Raw genomic sequence first — 21,401 nt, 5'->3', positions numbered from 1 at the left:
AAGGGAATGTTGCCATTCCCTTTTTTTTACGCTATTGAGGTTGAATTACTTGATCTCAACTTCAGCACCAGCTTCTTCTAAAGATTTTTTCAAACCTTCAGCTTCGTCTTTAGAAACACCTTCTTTGATCGCTTTAGGAGCAGCATCAACTAAGTCTTTTGCTTCTTTCAAACCTTGACCAGTTAAGTCTTTTACTAATTTAACGATCGCTAATTTGTTAGGACCAGCAGCTTTTAAGATTACATCAAAAGATGTTTTCTCAGCAGCAGCATCACCACCTTCACCGCCACCAGCTGCAGGACCTGCAACCATAACAGCACCAGCAGCAGCTGGTTCGATACCGTACTCATCCTTAAGGATAGTAGCTAATTCGTTTACTTCTTTTACAGTTAAGTTCACTAATTGTTCAGCGAACGCTTTTAAATCTGCCATTTTTTGAAAATTTAATTGTTAAGAATTAATAATTTATTGGAGTTTTCACTCCGGTAAAACTTGGTAATAATTACTCAGGGCGCTCAGACAAAGTCTTCACGATACCAGCTAATTTCTTCTCACCGCTTAGTAATGCTGAAACAACATTTTTAGCAGGCGATTGTAATAAGCCAATAACTTCGCCAATCATCTCGTTTTTCGACTTGATGTTCTCTAGTGCAACTAATTGACTTTCGCCAATGTAGATACCACCTTCGATAGACGCAGCCTTGAATGCAATTTTTTCTTTTCCAGCTTCTTTACGGAAATCTTTGATCAATTTAGCCGGTACTTTAGCATTTTCAGTTGCGAAAATGATACCTGACATACCTGTCAAAACTTCAGCATCTAAAGAGGAATAATCCGTTCCAGTCTTAGCTAATGCTTTAGAGATTAACGTGTTCTTGAATATTTTGTATTCAACACCTCTCTGAAAACAAAGGCTACGGAATTGATTAGCTTCGGCTACAGTTAAACCGGCTGTACTTGCAATGTAGAAGTACGGAGTTGCTGCGAACTTTTCGCTCAACTCATCAATAATCTGATTTTTTTCTTCTCTTGTCATGATTACAATCCAGCTACAGTTCCCTTATCGATGATAATGCCCGGAGACATAGTCGATGATAAGTTGATCGATTTAACATAAGTTCCCTTTGCAGAAGACGGCTTTAATTTAATCAACGTGTTGATTACTTCTAAAGCGTTATCTACAATTTTATCAGCTCCGAAGGACACCTTACCAATAGAGGTATGGATGATACCAGTTTTATCAACTTTAAAGTCAATTTTACCAGCTTTTACTTCGTTTACTGCTTTTCCTACTTCCAAAGTTACAGTACCTGACTTTGGATTAGGCATCAGACCGCGAGGTCCTAAAACACGTCCCAAACGGCCTAATTTTGCCATCACAGTCGGCATAGTAATGATTACGTCGATATCGGTCCAACCGCTCTCGATTTTTGCAATGTAATCATCTAATCCTACGTGATCAGCACCGGCTGCTTTTGCCTCCTCTGCTTTATCGGGCGTACATAGTACAAGTACACGTACGTCTTTCCCGGTTCCGTGAGGTAGGGCAACCACGCCACGAACCATTTGGTCCGCTTTGCGGGGATCTACTCCTAAGCGGACATCAATATCCACTGAGGCATCGAATTTTGTATAAGAAATTTCTTTCAAAATCTCCGCTGCTTTTTCAAGCGAATACGCTTGCGTTGCATCGTATTTTGAAAGGGCTTCCTTTATTTTCTTCGTAAGTTTTGCCATTACCTTTTAATTAAAATGTTTATTTCTGATGGTTAAATCAGAACGGTTTATCACCAGAAACAGTAATTCCCATTGATCGAGCCGTTCCAGCAATCATACTCATTGCTGCTTCAACTGTAAAACAGTTTAAATCTGGCATCTTAGTTTCCGCAATAACGCGTACTTGATCCCAAGTTACAGAACCTACCTTTTTCAAGTTAGGTTGAGCTGAACCAGATTTAACCTTCGCTGCTTCCAATAACAAGATCGGTGCAGGAGGAGTTTTTACAACGAAATCAAACGATTTGTCTGCGTAATAAGTAATTAGGACCGGCAATACTACGCCGTTCTTATCTTGAGTTCTCGCATTGAATTGCTTACAGAACTCCATGATATTTAATCCTTTCGAACCTAAAGCAGGACCGATGGGTGGTGAAGGATTGGCTTGGCCACCTTTGCATTGAAGCTTTACGTAGCCAGCTATTTCTTTTGCCATGTTAAAACATCGTTTATTTAGTGAATTTAGAGGTTTATCTGCCAATAAGGGTGGAAGCTTCCTTATCTGATTCCCCTCCGGGTGACCTTTCCGCGTAACAATGACGTTCCGGCCCAATCCCCTCTTGAAATTTTCAAAACAGAGATTGCCGCTTTTTAAACGGACTGCAAAATTAGGGCTTTTATTCTAAAATACAAACAGTTAACAAAAAAAAGTCCTGAATTTTCGTTCAGGACTTTTCAAAGCTCTTTTAAAGAAAGAGAATATTATTTTTCTACTTGAGCGTAGTTCAATTCAAGTGGAGTATTACGTCCAAAGATCTTCACCATTACAGATAATTTCTTCGTGTTCTCGTGAATCTCTTCTACCGTTCCTTCGAAAGTGGCGAATGGACCGTCGATTACGCGAACCGTTTCACCTTTAATGAAAGTAACTGAAGCAAATTCTTCTACTGCAGCTGATTCGTCTACTTTACCTAAGATGCGATTTACTTCAGCTTGGTTAATAGGTACAGGCTTCTTAACAATTACTTTCGTTTTCTTTACTTTTCCGCCTTCTACCTTTGTTACTTCTACTTCTTCATTATTTGCTTGCAAGAAACCAATAACACCAGGTGTCGAAGTTAAGATGTGGCTAACCTCTCCAGCTAAATCTGCTTCTACTAAGATATATCCAGGGAACAAGTTCTTCTCGCGAATCACTTTTTTCCCTTTACGGATTTCGTAAATCTTTTCAGTCGGAATAAGAATTTGAGGAACTGAATCTGACACGCCTTGACGTGCTAATTCGTTCTCCATATAGGTCTTTACCTTCTTTTCTTGTCCTGAGATTGCTCTCAACACATACCATTTAGTCTCTGCCATGGTTGTAACCTATTTATTAAAATGAAGTATAAAATAAATCCAAACCAGATTTGAAGACTAAATCCACCGCACCTACTAAAAGGGCGAAGATTAAAGAAGCCACCAAAACTAACACAGAACTCGACTGTAAGTCAGAGAATGCGGGCCAAGTAACGTTTTCTGTTACTTCTGTCCATGATTCTTTGATCAATGATGTTGATTTGCTCATAAGTTAACCGATACCGGTATTTAATTTACTTAGCACGGGCACAAGGATTCGAACCCTGACCAAAGGTTTTGGAGACCTGCATACTACCATTATACTATGCCCGTAGAAAGGATTGCAAATTTAGCCAAATTTTGACAATTTACAAATCCCCTTCACATTATTGTTTGATTACCACTGAGAATAGCTCGTGGGTTCTAAGAATTTTCGCACCGTTCTAGAATGGCTATTCGCGTATTTGGCATCAGCAGAAATACGTTTCCAATCTGGGTTTGCTTGAAATTTTGCCCAGTTTGCATCGCGTTCCGCCATATTTTCGAAGGAAACCATGTAGCTTAAGCACGGCGTATTTTCTCCAGCTAATACTTCGCCGAAGAATACATTGTGTAATCCTACCGTATCAAAGATCTTTAGTTCTTCGTCATTGAACATCGCAATTTTGCGTTTCAATGCGTCTTCATTGTAGGCCTCATACGTTCTCCATTCGTAGATGCGACCTGGATTCGTGATAGGTAATTTTAGGGATGGGTGCCCTGCAAAGCTTTTGGCTAGATATATAGAGATCTTTTCGAACATCGGTTTGTCCATACCAACGTTTTCAAAATAAGCTTTTGCCGACTCCTGGTAAGCTGTGTTTTTTTCTAACGCCTCTTTATAGCCCGCGTAAGAAGCTAGGGATGGGAAAGGGATGGCCACCACGACTGTAGCAGGATCTTGTTTTCCATAATCTTTAAATACGCCTACTTTACTAACACCATAGGCATTTAAGGCTGGAATTAAGGATTTTGAGAGATAGGATTCTAGCAGATTTACATTTCCGCGAAACTTCATCTGGTAGGTTCTGATTTCATAATACTCTTGCGCGGATACCGCGAAGCTGCATAATAGGAGTAAAAGGAGTAATTTTTTCATAGATTTATTTGTTTTACATCAGCAAGGTACAAAAAAAAAGAGCGGTCATTGACCGCTCTTTTCCGTATAGGCTAATTAAAATTAGTCTAAGATTTCAGTTACCTGACCTGCACCTACAGTACGGCCACCTTCACGAATCGCGAAACGTAAACCTTTGTCCATAGCTACTGCGTTCAATAACGTAACATCAATTGTTAAGTTATCACCAGGCATACACATTTCAACTCCTGCAGGTAAAGTAATTTCACCTGTTACGTCTGTCGTACGGAAGTAGAATTGTGGACGGTATTTGTTAAAGAATGGAGTGTGACGTCCACCTTCTTCTTTTGACAAGATATAAACCTCTGCTTTGAATTTAGTGTGAGGCTTCACTGAACCTGGCTTACAGATTACCATACCACGACGGATATCAGTTTTCTCAATACCACGTAATAATAAACCTACGTTATCACCAGCTTCACCACGATCTAAGATCTTACGGAACATCTCAACACCAGTTACTACTGATTTCAAGTTTTCAGCTCCCATACCTAAGATATCAACTGCTTCACCTGAGTTAATAACACCAGTCTCGATTTTACCTGTTGCTACCGTACCACGACCTGTGATCGAGAATACGTCTTCAACTGGCATCAAGAATGCCTTATCAACATCACGCTTAGGAAGTGGAATCCAAGAATCTACTGCATCCATTAACGCTTCGATTGTAGCTACCCACTTACCATCTCCGTTCAATCCACCTAAAGCAGATCCTTGGATTACTGGAATGTTATCGCCATCGAATTCGTAGAATGAAAGAAGCTCACGGATCTCCATTTCAACTAATTCTAATAATTCTGGATCGTCTACCATGTCCACTTTGTTCATGAAAACTACCAATTGAGGTACACCTACTTGGCGAGCCAAAAGGATGTGCTCACGCGTTTGTGGCATCGGACCATCTGTAGCAGCAACTACTAAGATAGCACCGTCCATTTGTGCAGCACCAGTAACCATGTTCTTCACGTAATCGGCGTGACCTGGGCAGTCAACGTGTGCGTAGTGACGGTTAGCAGTAGAATATTCTACGTGCGCAGTGTTGATCGTGATACCACGTTCTTTTTCTTCTGGAGCAGAGTCAATGGAAGAGAAATCTTTTTTCTCAGCAAGACCTTTTTCAGAAAGAACTTTAGTGATAGCAGCTGTCAAGGTTGTTTTACCGTGGTCAACGTGGCCAATCGTACCAATGTTAACGTGGGGTTTACTTCGGTCAAAATTCTCTTTTGCCATGATTATTTAGTTTTTAATTTATTATAAAAAGTTTCAAATGTACTCGTTCAATGGGCCTTGCTTAATCGTAGAGCCTTTGAGCAGGATTGAACTGCCGACCTCTTCCTTACCAAGGAAGTGCTCTACCACTGAGCTACAAAGGCATAACCTTGCGGCCTCTTGTTAATCTCTTTCGACTAACTAAAACAAAAATATCGCTAAGAGGGATTTCTCCCTTAGCAACATTTTTTCGTTTCGAGCGGGAGACGGGGCTCGAACCCGCCACCTATAGCTTGGAAGGCTATCGCTCTACCAAATGAGCTACTCCCGCTTGCTGAATCCTCCTGTAAAAAGGATTCAAGGTAATAAAAAAATGGTGGGGACAGATGGATTCGAACCACCGTAGGCATTCACCAGCAGATTTACAGTCTGCCCCATTTGGCCGCTCTGGTATATCCCCTTCATTTGTGCTTTCAGTGTAACGTTCCACTGAAATAGTTCGCAAAAGTAGCTCATTTTTTCATTTCCGCAAACACATCCGTGAAAAATTTCTAATAAATTTTTACAATAATCGGATTCCAAACGCTAATCCGCGCATTTCTGGGCCTTTACCCGGTTCAAACAGAGGACTTAAATCATAACTAAAGAACAAATCAGGGAAATGACGAAGCGCAAATTCTGCTCTTACACCATATCGGAAAGGATTTACATATAAATTGCTGGTCTCTTTGCGCAAGTTTCCACTCTCTTCCTCGATTGCTTTCGTCCAAGTATCTAAGCGATAGGACACATATCCTCCGATGGCGATCATTTGCACCGCTGATTTTTTGTCAAAAGAGAAATGCGGCATAATAGGTAGAGTCAAGTAAGAAACACTCATTTTGTTCTTGCTCATAGCCACTTCTTTTCCTGTGGAGGAAGTAATAGTCGTGAATTGCACGCTATTAGGGCCTTTGGTGGCGATGCGGTTATGATCAAAACGGAAATTATACCAATCGATCTCCAAACCATAGCCTAGGCGGAAAGCGGATTTTTTTCCTTCAGAAAGTGTTACAAAACGGGAGATTTCGATGCTTGCATACCGTGAACCCATGGGATCTAACGTAAAGTTAGGGATGTAAGCTGGTGCTCCTGGATATGGGACGGCTATTTCTGTTTCTCCCCCTGGCAACGCATTTAAACCTAAATAGAAGTTTAAACCTCTTCTGCTATATAGATTAGGGCGCTTTATTTTAGTGGAATCCTTACCCCAAATCACTTTCGTCACCTCGTTTCCTTCCCGGTGGTACACGCCATCCCAAGTCACGTGAGTTTCTTCGTTACCATCTTTTACGTGAACGCCGTCTAATCCGACACGTACTTCTTCTTTTTTGCCTGACCACTGACCACTGCTCACTGTCGACTGTCCACTGCCGACTGATGACTTAAATATCCCAATCTTCACTGAACTATTCCCAATTCGAACGGAAATGCTACTATCCCCATCTGAATCTGTTTTAATGGCTTGTCTAATATTTTGCCAAAGACTATCTGTTAACACGAGACCTTTTTTATCAAAGGCAATTTCTAATTCTTCTCGAAGCGTACGGTTAGCCGTTTTCGCTCCCACTAAGGATTGGTCGCGTTTGTTGATTTTTAATAGGAGCGAATCTTGTGCGTCGTTGGCATATAGACTCATGGTGCTCAATACTAGGCAGATAATTGCGATGATCTTTTTCATATTATTGTAATTGTAAGGTGCGTTTTAAGTTCTCTTCTGTTTTAACGTAGGTATTCGCTACGGTGTGTATTCTATTTTCAAAGGAAGCGTTGCCTTCTTTTAGTTTTTGCCAGTTCACAGGCTCACCATCCAAAGCTTGTCTTATTTCGCCTACTATTTTTCCGAAAAGTGATTTTCTGCGTTTTTGCTGTGTAATAGTTAGCTTTACTTCCTCTTCTACAATAGGGTCTATGTCCAAGCGGACGGTGACGATCTCTGGTGATTCCTCTTTCTTATCTAGTAAAGGAACTGAGGCAACAGTTTCTTGTTTGGTAGATTCCTCAATCACTACCGCTTCTGAAGCTTGTACTTCAGATAAGGGTTGAATACTAGTTTTCGCAAAAGTAGATTCCGTAGACTTGATTGGAACAATTATTTGCTCAGAAACAGATGAGGCGACTTTTTCTACAGGCGCTATTGTTTTTTCGATGACATGAGTCACTTCTGCGGATTTCTTCTCCGGTGCCGTATTCCATTTCCAGCTCAGACCCAACGCGAGCAAGAGCATCGCTGCCGCCGCCCAATAGATGGGGAATCTACGTTCCGTTTTTTCTTCCAGCCTTTCTTCTAGGCGCGACCACAAGCCCTCCGGGATGTCTTCGGATTTTTTTTGAAGTTGTTCTCTCCATTTTTCCTCTACAGAATTCCAATTTTTCATAGCTGTAAGGTGATTAGTTGATTTTGTAATAAAGCTCTTGCTCGCGATAACTGCGATTTAGAGGTTCCCTCTGATATATTTAATAAGAGCGCAATTTCCGCGTGGGAATAGCCCTCTATGGCATATAAATTAAAAATTGTTCGGTAGCCTGTGGGTAATGATGAAATTAAGTTTTCAATTTCTTGAACTCCTAATTGCATAAATGTCTCATCCGGATGCGCCAGGTCAAAAGCCACATCAATGTCGACCGGAAAACGATCTTTGTTTTTGCGAATGGACATCAAGGCTTCGTTCACCATAATTTTGCGAATCCACCCTTCGAAACTACCTCCGCCTTGGTATTGGTCTAGTTTGGCAAAGACTTTGACAAAACCCTCCATCAAGGTATCTTCTGCTTCTGAAGTGTTTGTTACATAGCGTTTGATGACGCTTAACATCTTGCCTGCCATTTTTTGAAACAAGAACTGTTGCGCTTGGCGATTGTTTTGTCGGCAGGCGGCTATAAGCTCTGTTTCAGAAGTAAAGGAAGGTAAACGTTTATTCATATCTAATTCGAATGCAAAGATGGCATAAAGAGCTAAATGGTTGCGTCGGTTTGAAAAGAATTTCAAAATACCGTTCTTTGCCTAAATTATAATCATGCCAAACTCAGCACCCATCGGGATTTTTGATAGTGGAATAGGAGGATTGACTCTGGCGCATGCCATCACGGAGTTGATGCCGCAGGAGAATATTATCTATTTTGGGGATACGGCGCACTTGCCTTATGGTGATAAATCGGCGACGGCGATTCAAGCCTATTCGGTGAAGATTTGTAATTTATTATTAGAGAAAAATTGCAAGTTGATTTTGATTGCCTGTAATTCAGCTTCGGCGGCAGCCTATGATTTAGTGAAAGCCTATGTGGGCACTAAGGCCAAAGTCGTGAATGTGATTGACCCGGTGATTGCGTATTTGGACCAAAACTGGCAAAACAAAACCCTCGGTTTAATCGGGACAAAGCAAACGGTGAATTCCGGGATCTATGCGAACAAGGCGGAAGCGTTGGGAAAGAATATTCAGGTGAAATCTTTGGCAACCCCTTTATTAGCTCCTATGATCGAAGAGGGGTTCTTCTCTAATTCGATTTCTGACCACATTATTAAAGAATATTTGGCGCAACCCACCTTGCAAGGTATTGAAGGCTTGATATTAGGTTGTACACATTACCCACTGATCAAAGCGCAGATCGATGCCTATTATAATGGAAGCATTTCGGTTATCGATACGTCCATCATTGTGGCGGAGGAAATAAAACGGATATTGACGTCGGAAGACATGTTGCACCGTGGTCAAGAGTCTAGCCGCCAATTTTACGTTTCGGATTATACGGATTCTTTCGAAAAGTCTACCCAAATCTTCTTTGGGGAGGCCATCAAATTAACACAATACCCCATCTGGGATTGATTAGGAATTACTGCTGAAAAGTTGGGAGACTTTTTGACGTAGCTGTAGTTTAGCTAGGCGGGCCTGTTGTTCTTGCTTGCTTTGGCGAAACCATAAAAAAGCAATCGCTGCCACGATTAAATAAGGCGCTGCTAATAAATACAAAATCCCCGTATTCAAACCAGTTGCAATATTCGACCGGCCATTCGAAATGCTACTCTCGATCGTCGTCCGGCACATCGCACACTGAGCAACCGCATCGATTTGGGTCAACAGAAACAAGGCCAACAAGATGAATACTTTCTTAAACATAGTAAGGAGAAATCAATAAATAGACGATAACGCCAGAAACGGATACGTACAACCAAATAGGATAGGCCCATTTTGCGATGGCTTTGTGGGCAACAATATTATTGGTTAGGGCAAAATAGACCGCCTTTAAAACCAGGCGAACAACACCAATCGAAAGTAAAATGTGGGAGATCAACAAAAAATAATATACGGGACGAATCCAACCCTCGCCACCAAAGGGTGTGGATGGATTTGAAATGTGGTAGAGGATATACAGCACTAGGAAAAGAGAACCTTGTATAAATGCTGCCCCCATCGCTTTGCGGTGCAAGGCAATATTACCGCTTTTAACTCCGATTAAACCAATGACTAAACTTAAGGCAGTCGTCGAATTTAGCAAACCAATTACGTGAGGCAATACTTTGGTCCACGAACCTAAGGAGATTTTAGTTTGAATTCCAATCAAAACCGCCACAGCTACCGGAATTGCGACCGATAGGACATTAATTAATTGATCGTTTTTTTTATTTGCTTCCATCGTGTTTAGTAGTTGGTGTAGATACTTTTTAATACTTTGATTTCAACTAATAGTCGATCTACCTCTTTTTTATCAGTTCCGTCATAAAAACCGCGGATCACCCCTTCCTTATCTACTAGTATTAACCGCTCAGAGTGGATAAATGTTTCATCCGGATTCTTAATGGCAGCGTCATATTCTGAAGCATCTGCTAAGGGAACATGGAATCCTTTTAATGCCAAAGGATAGATGATCTTCTTTTCTCCAGTTAAAAAATGCCATTGTCCCTTATTTGCATCAAAGCGTTTCGCGTAGGTAGCCAGCTTTTCTGGTTGATCAAATTTAGGATCGACTGAAATGGAGAGTAATTGAACATCGGGGTCTTGGTGAAAAGTATCTTGAACCCGACTTACTTGCGAGGTGATTTTAGGACAAATTGTAGTGCAGCGAGTAAAGAAGAAACTAGCTACGTAAATTTTGCCTTTTAAGCTGTTAGAGCCGAAAGTCTTGCCCGTTTCATCTGTAAGGGAGAAAGACGGAATTGTTTGAAAGACCGTATCCATCTCTGATTCATTCCAGCGAGGATTTAGTCGCTTTGCCATTTTGATTTCTCCGGTCGTTGAATCGATTGCCGGAATATAGCGAGGTAGGCTAAAATGATTCGTGCCAAAAGTCTTTAGCCCTAAATAAATAAAGACAGGCAATATTAATACGAGAAATAATATGCCTGTCTTTTTATACATTATCCAATAAGGAAATTAAAATCAATATAAGTGACCTCCTTCGTAGATCAAGGCTACTAATAACCAAACTACGAAAATGGTAGGGATCAATACCATCCAAATCAAGGACTTAACTTCATGCTTTAAGTGCATAAATTCTCCTACGATATAGAATGCTTTAACAATAGTCATTCCACAGAAAATAGCTACGCGTAACGTGTTAGCAGGCATCGTGAAAGCAATCACGAATTCAATCGCGGTTAAGATTAATAATATCCAAAATGTTTTCCAAATAGCGCCTGTGTTAGGTGGTGCTATTTCTTTTTCTGAGGTTCCGTGTGCTGCGTGCGAAGCCATATATAAATCGATTATAAGATTAAACTAAATAGAAGAAGGTAAATACGAATACCCAAACTAGATCGACAAAGTGCCAGTAAAGACCTACTTTCTCTACCATTTCATAATGACCTCTACGCTCATACACACCCGTAGCTGCGTTGAAGAAAATCAAGATGTTCAAGATTACGCCAGAGAACACGTGAGTTCCGTGGAAACCTGTGATAAAGAAGAATAAATCAGCAAATGCCGGTGGACCGTATGGATTACGAACTAGATTCGCTCCTTCGATCGGTGTACTCACTCCATCAATCACTTGCTTAGCTGCTAATGTTAAATCTTCTGGACCGTGGATAAAGTGACCCCACTCCCAAGCTTGAGAACCTAAGAAAGTGAAACCACCCACAATTGTCCAAAGCATCCATTTTTCTACGTCCTTGCGGTCACCACGGTGTCCAGCTTCAACAGCTAATACCATTGTAACAGATGATGCGATCAAAATGAAGGTCATGATACCTACGAATACTAAAGGCAATGACATTCCGTGAAGGAATGGAACTGCTTCAAAAACTTTCTCCGGGATAGGCCAGTGAGTTGTTGAGAAATAGAAATCCGCCGGAGAGCCTTCCCAAGCTGGTTGGCTAAAACGAATCATTCCGTACGTAATTAAAAGGGCTGAGAATGTGAAAGTATCCGATAAAAGGAAGAACCACATCATCAATTTTCCATAACTAGCTTTAAGTGGCTCAGAACCACCTTGCCATGTTAAATTTTCCGGAACCGCTGGGGCAGCGTGTGCTACTGACATAGGTATAAGCTTAATTGTTAATCAATAAAAATACAAATAAATAAAGCCACAACGCATCTAAAAAATGCCAATACGTGGCGCAAATTTTAATTTGAGTCAATTGCTTCGCATTTATCTTCAATCTAAAGGCAGCCACTAAGGCGAAAATTAGAACGATTAGGCCTGAAACAAGGTGTAAACCGTGTAAACCTGATAAAACGTAGACAAAAGAACCTGATGGATTACCCACAAAGAATACGTTCATTTCCACTAATTGGATCCAACCGTAAAATTGCATTACTAAAAAAAGTAATCCGAGCACAAAAGTAATAGAAATACTTATTCGAAGTGCATTAAATTGGTCTTTTTTTGCAGCTAATAGCGAGTAATGCATGGAAAGGCTACTCAAGATTAACACGCCTGTGCTGTAAGAGAATAAACTAGGCATTTCAAATTCTACCCAATTCCCTTCCGCTTTTCGTACTAAATAGGCAGAAGTAAAGGCCGCAAAAAGCATGATGATGGAAACGATAAATAACCACATCGTAAAAACTTTAGGATTGATCGAGCGTGTTTCAGCTGGTTCGATGGTATTTTGTTGTGCGTTCATGGTGAAACTTTATCAAATAATAAGGCAATTTGTATGATGATTAAATAGAAAAACGAACCAAACATCATCCATTTAGCGGCCTTGTCTGTAGGGCGCATCATGAGGTAGAAAGTTTGGCATAAAAATAGAATACCCGCAACGACCGTAATAATCGCAGATTGAATTCCCGTGATGTGCAGTAAATAAGGCACAAATCCCAAAGGCACTAAAAAGAGCGTATAAATCATGATGGTAAAAGCTGTTTTAATGTCTTTTTTTCCATCATTCGGTAACATCTTAAATCCTGCCTTGCGGTAATCCGCATCTGCCACCCAAGCAATCGCCCAGAAGTGCGGGAATTGCCAGAAAAATTGAATGGCAAATAGAATGCCCGGCTCCCAGCCAAAGTGTCCTGTCGCTGCCACCCACCCTATCATGGGAGGGAAGGCTCCTGGAAAGGCCCCTACAAAAACAGAGATCGGCCCTACACGTTTCAGTGGCGTATATACGTAACCGTAAAGAATATAAGAGATTAAACCGATCACAGCCGCTTTCCAAGTAAAATAGCTCAGTAATACTAAGGCGATTACCGCTAAGACATAGCCAAAATTTCTGGCCTGTGTCGGGCTTAATGTCTCCGTAGGTAGGGGGCGTTTTGCCGTACGCTTCATCAATTTATCGAGTTCAATTTCTTTTAATTGATTCACGATATTCGCCGCTCCAGTCAGGACGAATCCAGCTAACGAGATCAAGATGATACCTACTGGCTTGTGCTCATTAGGCGCTAATAAATACCCAAACGTCCCAGAAAAGGCTACCGTCATAGATAGTCTCGATTTTAATAGGGCGATATAAGGTTTAATAGACGACATTTAGGCGTTTTTAGTTTGTATCCAGGAGCTAATATGCCAGCCCATTAATACTAATGAAATCATTAAATGTACCGCTTGGCTACCTAATGGCAATGCGAAGTAAGCCATTAATACTCCTGTTATAAAGGAAATACTAAGTAGCACTAACAATCCTTTTCGGTATACATGTAGTGGACTTTCAGCTAACTTTTTCCAAAGTATCAGGTGGCAAAGTAAGATCACCCAAGAAAATGTTCTATGAATGATGTATACTAAATCTAGGTGGTCAATCCATTGGCCTTTTGCACTTTCACCTAAGTCCTTTATCACGTGATCCATGTTCTCCCGTACTTGCGTGCCTAAGATGATTTGGATGAAAACCACGAGCATACTTATTCCTATCCACTGGCGATTCTTCAGGGATATAACCTCCGATGAAGATTGATTGTTTAAGGCTTTCACTAAAAAATAGATGACGCCTATAGACAATAACATGTGTGCGGTCACCACGCCTGGCAATAGAAAAGAGTCTACCACATACTTGCCTAGTATGGCGTTCGCTAAGATCAAGGCTAAGCTTGCCAAAGTAGGCATGAATACCTTACTGCCTTCTCGGTAAGCAAGTGCAGTTGTGATCAAAACGATGATTCCAGTTAAGGCACCGAGCAAACGATTGATGTATTCAATCCAGGTCTTCGTAGCGTTGAACTCCACCTCGCCATGTAGCTTATCTTGGTAGATAACTTCATAATGTAGAGGAAGTTCTTCCACTTTTGTGGGAGGGATAAATCGCCCAAAACACTTCGGCCAATCCGGACATCCCATTCCTGATCCTGTGCTACGAACGATACCGCCTGCTAGGATGAGCAAATAAATGCTCAGGAGTGAAAGGATTGCGAATTTTCTAAAAGCCATTTTTGGGGTAAAAAAAAGATGCATCTAAATGAGATTCATTCGGATGCATCTTTGATTGCTTGGGTTTATTAACGGTTATAACTTTCGTTTTGTGCGCCTAATAAACCATCGATATCTTTTTCTTTTGCAATTTCAGCATCTTCTTCTGGAAGGTTAGAGCTTTTTGTTGCAGAATAAGGTACGTTTTGTGGAATGAAATCTACGTCAGAACCTGGCTTAGAATAGTCATATGGCCAACGGTAAACCGCTGGAATTTCTCCCTCCCAGTTTCCGTGACCTGGCTCTACTGGTGTAGTCCACTCTAAAGTAGTTGAATTCCAAGGGTTTTGTGGAGCTTTCTTTCCTTTGAAGATAGAGTAGAAGAAGTTCCAAGCAAAGATCGCCTGCGCAGAGAACGTGATAATGGCTGCAATTGAAATGAATGCGTTCATATCAGTAAATGCTGCTGCACCATCATTCCCTACCGCTGTAAATGAGTAGTAACGACGAGGGAAACCTGCGATACCTATATAGTGCATTGGGAAGAATACCATGTAAACTCCTACGAATGTGAACCAGAAGTGGATATATCCTAAGGTCTTATTCATCATACGACCGAACATCTTAGGGAACCAGTGGTAAACACCTGCCATCAAACCGAAGAACGATGCCGCACCCATTACAAGGTGGAAGTGAGCTACGACGAAGTAGGTATCATGTAAGTTGATATCTAAAGCTGAGTTACCTAGAATGATACCTGTTACACCACCCGAGATGAATAGAGATACAAGACCTATCGAAAACAACATCGCTGGAGTAAAGATCAAGTTACCTTTCCAAAGAGTCGTAATGTAATTAAACGCTTTTACCGCAGATGGTACTGCAATGATCAAGGTTAAGAACATAAATACCGAACCTAAGAAGGGATTCATACCCGTTACGAACATGTGGTGAGCCCATACGATGAAAGCTAGTACGGTGATACCCATCATAGAACCAATCATCGCACGGTATCCGAAGATTGGCTTACGAGAGTTAGTTGCAATGATCTCAGAAGTCATACCTAAAGCTGGAAGCAATACGATGTAAACCTCTGGGTGACCAAGGAACCAGAATAAGTGTTGGTACAAGATCGGAGAACCACCCATGTTAGGTAATGCTTGACCTTGGATATAGATCTCAGACAAGTAGAATGAAGTACCGAATGAACGGTCAAAAATCAATAATAAAGCTGCTGATAATAATACCGGGAATGATAACAAACCTAACACCGCAGTGAAGAAGAATGACCAAATAGTCAATGGCATCTTCGTGAAAGTCATACCACGTGTACGCAAGTTAATTACCGTACAAATGTAGTTGATACCTCCCATTAAAGAAGATACAATAAAGAAAGTCATGGCAGTTAACCACAAAGTCATACCTAAACCAGATCCTGGCATTGCTTGTGGTAAAGCAGATAATGGAGGATAAATTACCCAACCACCTGACGCTGGACCTGTCTCGATAAATAATGACGAGAACATAATGGCAGACGATAAGAAGAAGAACCAGTAGGATAACATGTTAATGAATCCTGAGGCCATGTCTCTCGCTCCAATTTGCAATGGAATTAAGAAGTTAGAGAACGTTCCAGAAAGACCCGCTGTCAATACAAAGAATACCATGATGGTACCGTGCATAGTAACTAGGGCTAAATAAAACTCTTTATCTAATTTTCCACCTTCATCGATCCACTCTCCTAAGATAGGGCGTAACCAATCTAATTGCATTTCAGGGAAACCTAATTGCAAACGGAAGATGATAGAAAGAGATCCACCAATGAACGCCCAGATAATACCTGAGATCAAGTATTGTTTAGCGATCGTTTTGTGATCTGTAGAGAAGATATACTTTGTCCAAAAATTTAGTTCGTGGTGCTCATGCTCGTGATCGTGTGCATGGGTGTGAACTTCTTCAGCGTGTGATGTTGCAGTTGACATATGAATTTATTTTCTTCTGTTCTTAATTAAATTAGTTTACACTTACCGCTTCTGCCGCAGGTGCCGCAGCACTATCTACTGCAACTGGCTCTGCAGGAATATACTTGCTAGCTTTTGCTTTTAAGTTGTCTGGTACTTTCGCTAAGTACGTAGGGTTCGTAGCTAAGAACGGTTTTTGTTCTGCACACCATTTGGCATAATCCTCTGGTTCGTCTACAAAAACAGTAATCGCCATACCAAAGTGACCACGGCCACAAATCTCCGTACAGTTTAACTTATAGTTGAAATCTTTCTTGCCTAATTTAGCGCGCATTTCGTCAGTGGAGATGTTAGGCGTAAACCAGAACTTAGTAGGCATACCCGGAACCGCATCCATCTTCACACGGTGGAAAGGTAAATATACCGAGTGTAAAACGTCTTGAGCGTGAATCTTTAACAACACAGGCTTTCCTTTAGGAAGGTGAAGTTCTGTCGCTGTAAAGTCATCAAAAGAGTGCTTATCTGTAAAATCGATACCAATATTGTTTGTTTCGTCGATCAATTTATAGTTGTAGTTTCCTAATTGGTTATCATCTACACCAGCATAACGCACATACCATCCGAATTGGTGACCTGTGATTTCGATTACTACCGCATCGCTTGGAGCTTGAGACGTAATATCTCTCCAAGTTCTCCAACCCGTGAATACTAAGATTGCCATTACGATCGCAGGAATAACCGTCCAAATTAATTCTAATTTGTGGTTGACTGGATAGAAAGTAGCCTTTCTGTCTTTATTGTAGCGGTATTTGAATGCGAAGAATAACAACAACGTGTTTGTTGCAAAGAAAGCAAACGTAACTACAGCCATAGATACCCAGAACATACTATCTGTTCTTAGACCGTGTTCAGATGCAGCAATAGGTAAGAAATCTGGTTTTGCAACCATAAATGACCAAACCCCCGCAATGGTACCCAATGCCCAGAAAATAATCATTCCGTAGGCATTCGCATTGTTGCTAGAATCTAAAGCTTCTCCTGTATTCTCGTTTGCAGTTAAAGACTTGTTCAACTTGATGCTTTTGCTGATGACGTTAATCGCAAGAGCAAAGAAGATAACTGATAAAAGACCTATTAGGTAAAACATATTCTTTATTTTAAGACAAGTTCAAAAATTAAATATCGTGGTGTAATGCTTCTGGCAAGAATGGGTGGTTTTTCGCCACTAAACTTGCTTTCGTTAATTCACCAGAGATGACATAGATAAACGCTGAAGCAAAAACAGTAACCATTCCAAATTCTACTAAACCGTAACCACCGTGTTTACCTACAACACCTGGCATGATCATTTGGTAGAAGTCAATATAGTGACCAGCGATAATTAAGAAAGCAGCGATCTTTAAGAAGATACGTGTTCTCTTTGCATCACGTGTCATTAGAACTAAGAAGGGTAACAAGAAGTTTAAGATTACCATTAAAATTTCTGAACTTTTGTAAAGTTTATCATATCCTTCCCAACGCTCTAAGAAATAAATGGTTTCTTCCGGTAAGTTAGCATAGTAGATCAACAAGAATTGCTCAAACCAAACGTATGTCCAGAAGATAGAGAAAGCGAACATAAACTTACCTAAATCGTGTAAGTGATTCTCGTTCACATAACCCATTAAACCTTTGTCCTTTAAATACAATATGGTTAATACGATTACGGCATAGGTAGTTACGTGCCAGGAAGCAAACATATACCATCCGAACATCGTTGAGAACCAGTGTGTATCAATTGACATTACCCAGTCCCAAGCAAAGATCGAGCTAGAAGCTCCGAAGATTACGATGAATGCAGTACCGATTTTAACTAATTGAGTAAAGTATTCAGTTCCTCCATTTAAATCCTCTTCTAATGATTTCTTGCGTAACATGTTCCAAAGAATGATCCATAATGCGCCAAATCCTATTAAACGGGCTAAGAAGAAATTTTTGTTCAAGTAACCTGATTTTCCTGCAATGATTTTGTCATAATTCGCATTTCCTACTTCTGTTACTCCGTGGTGCATCCAGTGGAAAATAACATCTCCTTTGAAGAAGAACGTTAAGATCAAGATAGGTAAGGAGATATATAAGAACTTAGGGAAAGCCTCTGGCACACGCTTCATAACTGATGACCAACCAGACTTAGTTAAGTATTGTAATGAAACGAAGAACATACCTACTACAGCAATACCTGTAAAGAATACAGCATTCAACCAAACGTTCGCCCAAACGCGATTCGTCCAATCATAATGTTCTTCCGCATCCGGTTGGTGAGATACAGCCCCACCAGAAAGATGTTCTGCCGCGGCTTCGTGTCCCGCTTTTGCTGCTTCATGACCTGCTGCTGCCACTTCGTGACCACCAGCTTCTCCTTTAGATAAAAGGTAAATTCCAACAACTAAAGCAACAACGCCTGCAATGAAAGCATAAATGATTCGCTTTTTTCCTTCTGATGTGAAGTCAAAATGCTCTTCTACGTTTGCTGGGGAAAAATGTGAATGTCCCGCCATCTTGTTCTCTATTTTAATTTAAATGAATTTGATCTTATTGTTTTTGTAACTCATGTACATAAAGTACGATTTTCCAACGATTCTCAGAAGAAATCTGTGAACCGTGAGGCCACATACGTCCTTTACCATGTGTAATTACGTGGTAGATATGTCCGTCATTTACGTCTTTCAATGCATCACTTGAGTATACAGGAACCCCTTTGTATGCTTTCGCTACTAAACCATCGCCTTTTCCAGCTTCACCATGACAGTGTTGGCAGAAACGTTCGTATTGCAGTTTACCAGCTTCAATATTTTCTGGAGTAGCTGCTAATGGGTTTTTTAACACTGCGGCTGAGAACGTAATGCTATCGCTAGGCACTGTTTTTGCCAATAATTCTTGTGCTAAAAAAGCTTTTTTCAAGCTATCTGCTCCTGTATATTTTTTACGAGAAACAGTACCTGATACAGGTAAACGCATATTCATCCCGTATGGGTTGATTTTATTCGTATCACCTTCTAACTGGGTCATTGGTTCATAACCTACCGAATTGTACATGTTAGGTGCAAACTCTGTACCTGTATCATTATGGTCATCTCCACAAGATAAAAGCCCTGCCGTTAAGCCGACTAATAAAGTGAATTTATGAATAGAATTGAACATATCTTCTTGAGAATTATTCGTTTAATTATTTAACATTTACTTCAACTGCTCCAGACTCTTTCAAGGCTTTCTTGATATCAGCTGCACTTACTTTGTTTTTATCCACATTGATAGCCATTACAAATTTGTCATCTGTTGTACGGATATCTAATGGAAGTGTAGGATTGCCAGGCCACAAGTCATTTGAGATACAGAATGTTGTTACAAGGCCAAAAGCCGTGAACAATACTGTTCCCTCAAAAGTGACCGGTATCCAGTTAGGCAATGCAAAGAAGTCTTTACCACCGATGATCATTGGCCAATCGAATACCATCGTATAGCTAATCAATGACAAAGCACTGATCAAACCTAATGTTCCAAACATAAAGGCAGCGATAGGTAAACGTGTACGCTCATGACCTACGGCTACGTCTAATCCGTGAATTGGAAAGGGAGAATATACATCTTCGACTTTGATTCCTTTCGCTTTTACTTCGCCTACTGCGTGTAAAACCTCATCCTCATCGTCATATACTCCCAAAATGTAGTTAGTTGTCGAACTCATATTGTTTTAATTTCGAATTTGCTTAATAGAAAATTACTCCTCTGTCTTTTTAGTTGGCTTGATACGTTTGATCGTAAACTCTGATGAAACGCCTTTCATTACGGACTTAACCTCCGCCATATTTACCACCGGTAAGTATTTAGCGAACAAGAAGAATAACGTAAAGAATAAACCGAATGAGAAGATGTAATCACCAATATCATACATTGTAGGTGAGAACATAGCCCATGAAGATGGGATATAGTCACGGTGTAAAGATGTCACGATAATTACGAAACGCTCGAACCACATACCTACGTTTACTACGATGGATAAGAAGAACGAAACCATCAAGTTTGTGCGGATCGCTTTAGACCAGAACAACTGTGGAGAGATTACGTTACATGTCATCATCATCCAATAAGCCCACCAGTATGGACCCGTTGCACGGTTAATGAACGCATAGCTTTCATATTCCACACCTGAGTACCAAGCGATGAAGAATTCAGTTAAATAAGCGATACCTACTACTGAACCCGTTACTGTGATAACGATGTTCATCATTTCGATATGCTCAATTGTGATATAGTCCTCTAATTTGAAAACCACACGTGTGATTAACAAAAGCGTTTGTACCATCGCGAAACCTGAGAAGATCGCACCCGCCACGAAATACGGAGGGAAGATCGTCGTGTGCCATCCTGGGATAACAGACGTTGCAAAGTCCATCGATACAATCGTGTGTACAGAAAGTACAAGAGGAGTAGAGATACCGGCTAAGATCAATGACATGTATTCATAACGTGCCCATGTCTTAGATGAACCTGTCCAGCCTAAGCTGAAGAAACCGTACCAGAATTTACGACCTTTTGTCGTCGCACGATCACGAATCGTTGCCAAATCGGGCACAAGACCCATATACCAGAACAATAAAGAAACGGATAAATACGTAGAGATCGCAAAAACGTCCCATACTAACGGAGAGTTAAAGTTAACCCAAAGTGAACCGAAAGCATTAGGAAGAGGTAAAGCCCAGTGAGCTAACCATGGACGACCCATGTGCGCTAAGATGAACGAAGCAGCACAAAGTACGGCAAAGATTGTCATCGCTTCCGCTGAACGGTTAATGGATGTTCTCCATTTTTGACGGAACAATAATAATACGGCAGAAATCAAGGTACCCGCGTGACCGATACCAACCCACCAAACGAAGTTAGTGATATCCCAAGCCCAACCTACGGTTTTATTTAATCCCCAAACGCCAATACCTTGCCACCAAGTGTAGAAAAGGCAATAAGCACCATAAATGAATACAAGGACAGAGATCCCGAATGCAATTTTCCATTCTTTCGTAGGTTCTCCCTCTACTTGCTTGCAGATATCGTGGGTAACATCGGAATAAGATTTTCCACCAGTAACTAGTTTCTCTCTTATGGGTGATACAACGTGCGACATATTTTTATTTACT

The 21,401-nt window shown here is 40.7% G+C and carries 26 protein-coding genes and 4 tRNA genes; 1 reads left to right on the top strand and 29 read right to left on the bottom strand.

The window, feature by feature from the left end:
- Positions 1-45 precede the first annotated feature (45 nt).
- From rplL to SKC37_RS11510, 15 genes are all read right to left on the bottom strand, one after another.
- A complete protein-coding gene (gene rplL / locus SKC37_RS11580; protein WP_377981612.1) occupies positions 46-432 on the bottom strand; it encodes a 50S ribosomal protein L7/L12 in 387 nt (128 codons plus the stop codon).
- Positions 433-502: 70 nt separating this feature from the next.
- On the bottom strand, positions 503-1,036 hold the full coding sequence (gene rplJ / locus SKC37_RS11575; protein WP_377981611.1) for a 50S ribosomal protein L10: 534 nt from the start codon (positions 1,034-1,036) through the stop codon (positions 503-505).
- Between the two features lie 2 nt (positions 1,037-1,038).
- Positions 1,039-1,737 (bottom strand): 50S ribosomal protein L1, encoded by a 699-nt coding sequence (rplA, locus tag SKC37_RS11570; RefSeq protein ID WP_130894753.1) that lies wholly within the window; start codon positions 1,735-1,737, stop codon positions 1,039-1,041.
- 37 nt (positions 1,738-1,774) lie between these two features.
- Entirely contained in the window at positions 1,775-2,212 is a 438-nt protein-coding gene (gene rplK, locus SKC37_RS11565; RefSeq protein ID WP_130894754.1) for a 50S ribosomal protein L11, read from the bottom strand.
- Between the two features lie 266 nt (positions 2,213-2,478).
- The gene (nusG, locus tag SKC37_RS11560; RefSeq protein WP_223130979.1) at positions 2,479-3,075 is read right to left on the bottom strand and encodes a transcription termination/antitermination protein NusG; all 597 of its coding nucleotides are present in this window, start codon (positions 3,073-3,075) and stop codon (positions 2,479-2,481) included.
- A 16-nt stretch (positions 3,076-3,091) separates the two neighbouring features.
- Positions 3,092-3,283 (bottom strand): preprotein translocase subunit SecE, encoded by a 192-nt coding sequence (gene secE, locus SKC37_RS11555; protein WP_130894756.1) that lies wholly within the window; start codon positions 3,281-3,283, stop codon positions 3,092-3,094.
- A gap of 33 nt (positions 3,284-3,316) precedes the next feature.
- Positions 3,317-3,387: transfer RNA gene (locus SKC37_RS11550), tRNA-Trp, on the bottom strand.
- Positions 3,388-3,451: 64 nt separating this feature from the next.
- Positions 3,452-4,192 (bottom strand): NIPSNAP family protein, encoded by a 741-nt coding sequence (locus SKC37_RS11545; protein WP_377981610.1) that lies wholly within the window; start codon positions 4,190-4,192, stop codon positions 3,452-3,454.
- 81 nt (positions 4,193-4,273) lie between these two features.
- Complete coding sequence (gene tuf, locus SKC37_RS11540; RefSeq protein ID WP_315577540.1) at positions 4,274-5,461, bottom strand: elongation factor Tu; 1,188 nt, start codon at positions 5,459-5,461, stop codon at positions 4,274-4,276.
- 71 nt (positions 5,462-5,532) lie between these two features.
- A tRNA-Thr gene (locus SKC37_RS11535) sits at positions 5,533-5,604 on the bottom strand.
- 94 nt (positions 5,605-5,698) lie between these two features.
- Positions 5,699-5,771: transfer RNA gene (locus tag SKC37_RS11530), tRNA-Gly, on the bottom strand.
- 43 nt (positions 5,772-5,814) lie between these two features.
- Positions 5,815-5,900, bottom strand: a tRNA-Tyr gene (locus tag SKC37_RS11525).
- Between the two features lie 102 nt (positions 5,901-6,002).
- A complete protein-coding gene (locus tag SKC37_RS11520) occupies positions 6,003-7,160 on the bottom strand; it encodes an outer membrane beta-barrel protein (RefSeq protein WP_377981609.1) in 1,158 nt (385 codons plus the stop codon).
- Position 7,161: 1 nt separating this feature from the next.
- Complete coding sequence (locus tag SKC37_RS11515; RefSeq protein WP_377981608.1) at positions 7,162-7,857, bottom strand: hypothetical protein; 696 nt, start codon at positions 7,855-7,857, stop codon at positions 7,162-7,164.
- A complete protein-coding gene (locus tag SKC37_RS11510; protein ID WP_377981607.1) occupies positions 7,854-8,402 on the bottom strand; it encodes an RNA polymerase sigma factor in 549 nt (182 codons plus the stop codon). Before SKC37_RS11510 ends, SKC37_RS11515 begins: the two co-directional genes overlap by 4 nt.
- A gap of 94 nt (positions 8,403-8,496) precedes the next feature.
- Between SKC37_RS11510 and murI the strand changes: the two genes are divergently transcribed.
- Entirely contained in the window at positions 8,497-9,303 is an 807-nt protein-coding gene (murI, locus tag SKC37_RS11505) for a glutamate racemase (RefSeq protein ID WP_377981606.1), read from the top strand.
- Here the strand turns inward: murI and SKC37_RS11500 are convergent, their stop codons facing one another.
- The 14 genes from SKC37_RS11500 to nrfD all read right to left on the bottom strand — a co-directional run bounded on the left by SKC37_RS11500 (position 9,304) and on the right by nrfD (position 21,388).
- On the bottom strand, positions 9,304-9,594 hold the full coding sequence (locus tag SKC37_RS11500) for a hypothetical protein (protein WP_377981605.1): 291 nt from the start codon (positions 9,592-9,594) through the stop codon (positions 9,304-9,306).
- Positions 9,587-10,111 carry a DUF420 domain-containing protein gene (locus tag SKC37_RS11495; RefSeq protein WP_377981604.1) on the bottom strand — a complete coding sequence of 175 codons (525 nt, stop codon included), beginning with the start codon at positions 10,109-10,111 and terminating at the stop codon, positions 9,587-9,589. Before SKC37_RS11495 ends, SKC37_RS11500 begins: the two co-directional genes overlap by 8 nt.
- Before the next feature lie 5 nt (positions 10,112-10,116).
- Positions 10,117-10,833 (bottom strand): SCO family protein, encoded by a 717-nt coding sequence (locus SKC37_RS11490; protein WP_377981603.1) that lies wholly within the window; start codon positions 10,831-10,833, stop codon positions 10,117-10,119.
- 21 nt (positions 10,834-10,854) lie between these two features.
- Positions 10,855-11,169: a cytochrome C oxidase subunit IV family protein gene (locus SKC37_RS11485; RefSeq protein ID WP_377981602.1), complete on the bottom strand. Its 315-nt coding sequence runs from the start codon at positions 11,167-11,169 to the stop codon at positions 10,855-10,857.
- A gap of 19 nt (positions 11,170-11,188) precedes the next feature.
- Positions 11,189-11,956: a cytochrome c oxidase subunit 3 gene (locus SKC37_RS11480; protein ID WP_377981601.1), complete on the bottom strand. Its 768-nt coding sequence runs from the start codon at positions 11,954-11,956 to the stop codon at positions 11,189-11,191.
- Between the two features lie 10 nt (positions 11,957-11,966).
- Positions 11,967-12,545, bottom strand: coding sequence for a cytochrome c oxidase subunit 3 (locus tag SKC37_RS11475; protein WP_377981600.1), 579 nt, complete (start codon positions 12,543-12,545; stop codon positions 11,967-11,969).
- On the bottom strand, positions 12,542-13,396 hold the full coding sequence (gene cyoE / locus SKC37_RS11470; RefSeq protein WP_377981599.1) for a heme o synthase: 855 nt from the start codon (positions 13,394-13,396) through the stop codon (positions 12,542-12,544). The genes SKC37_RS11475 and cyoE overlap by 4 nt, the downstream gene beginning before the upstream one ends.
- Complete coding sequence (locus SKC37_RS11465) at positions 13,397-14,290, bottom strand: COX15/CtaA family protein (protein WP_377981598.1); 894 nt, start codon at positions 14,288-14,290, stop codon at positions 13,397-13,399. It lies immediately after the preceding gene.
- A gap of 68 nt (positions 14,291-14,358) precedes the next feature.
- Positions 14,359-16,251 carry a cytochrome c oxidase subunit I gene (locus SKC37_RS11460; protein WP_377981597.1) on the bottom strand — a complete coding sequence of 631 codons (1,893 nt, stop codon included), beginning with the start codon at positions 16,249-16,251 and terminating at the stop codon, positions 14,359-14,361.
- Between the two features lie 31 nt (positions 16,252-16,282).
- The gene (locus SKC37_RS11455; RefSeq protein ID WP_377981596.1) at positions 16,283-17,377 is read right to left on the bottom strand and encodes a cytochrome c oxidase subunit II; all 1,095 of its coding nucleotides are present in this window, start codon (positions 17,375-17,377) and stop codon (positions 16,283-16,285) included.
- A 28-nt stretch (positions 17,378-17,405) separates the two neighbouring features.
- Positions 17,406-18,767, bottom strand: a complete 1,362-nt coding sequence (locus SKC37_RS11450) for a quinol:cytochrome C oxidoreductase (RefSeq protein ID WP_377981595.1) — start codon at positions 18,765-18,767, stop codon at positions 17,406-17,408.
- Between the two features lie 34 nt (positions 18,768-18,801).
- Positions 18,802-19,410, bottom strand: a complete 609-nt coding sequence (locus tag SKC37_RS11445; protein WP_377981594.1) for a c-type cytochrome — start codon at positions 19,408-19,410, stop codon at positions 18,802-18,804.
- Between the two features lie 25 nt (positions 19,411-19,435).
- Positions 19,436-19,954, bottom strand: coding sequence for a DUF3341 domain-containing protein (locus SKC37_RS11440; RefSeq protein ID WP_377981593.1), 519 nt, complete (start codon positions 19,952-19,954; stop codon positions 19,436-19,438).
- A 33-nt stretch (positions 19,955-19,987) separates the two neighbouring features.
- Positions 19,988-21,388 (bottom strand): NrfD/PsrC family molybdoenzyme membrane anchor subunit, encoded by a 1,401-nt coding sequence (gene nrfD / locus SKC37_RS11435; RefSeq protein ID WP_377981592.1) that lies wholly within the window; start codon positions 21,386-21,388, stop codon positions 19,988-19,990.
- Positions 21,389-21,401: the final 13 nt, after the last annotated feature.

Source organism: Aquirufa esocilacus (assembly GCF_042715595.1).
In the GTDB taxonomy this organism is placed as follows: domain Bacteria; phylum Bacteroidota; class Bacteroidia; order Cytophagales; family Spirosomataceae; genus Aquirufa; species Aquirufa esocilacus.
The sequence above is the reverse complement of the archived record's forward strand: the minus strand, read 5'-3'. Positions and strand labels throughout refer to the sequence as shown.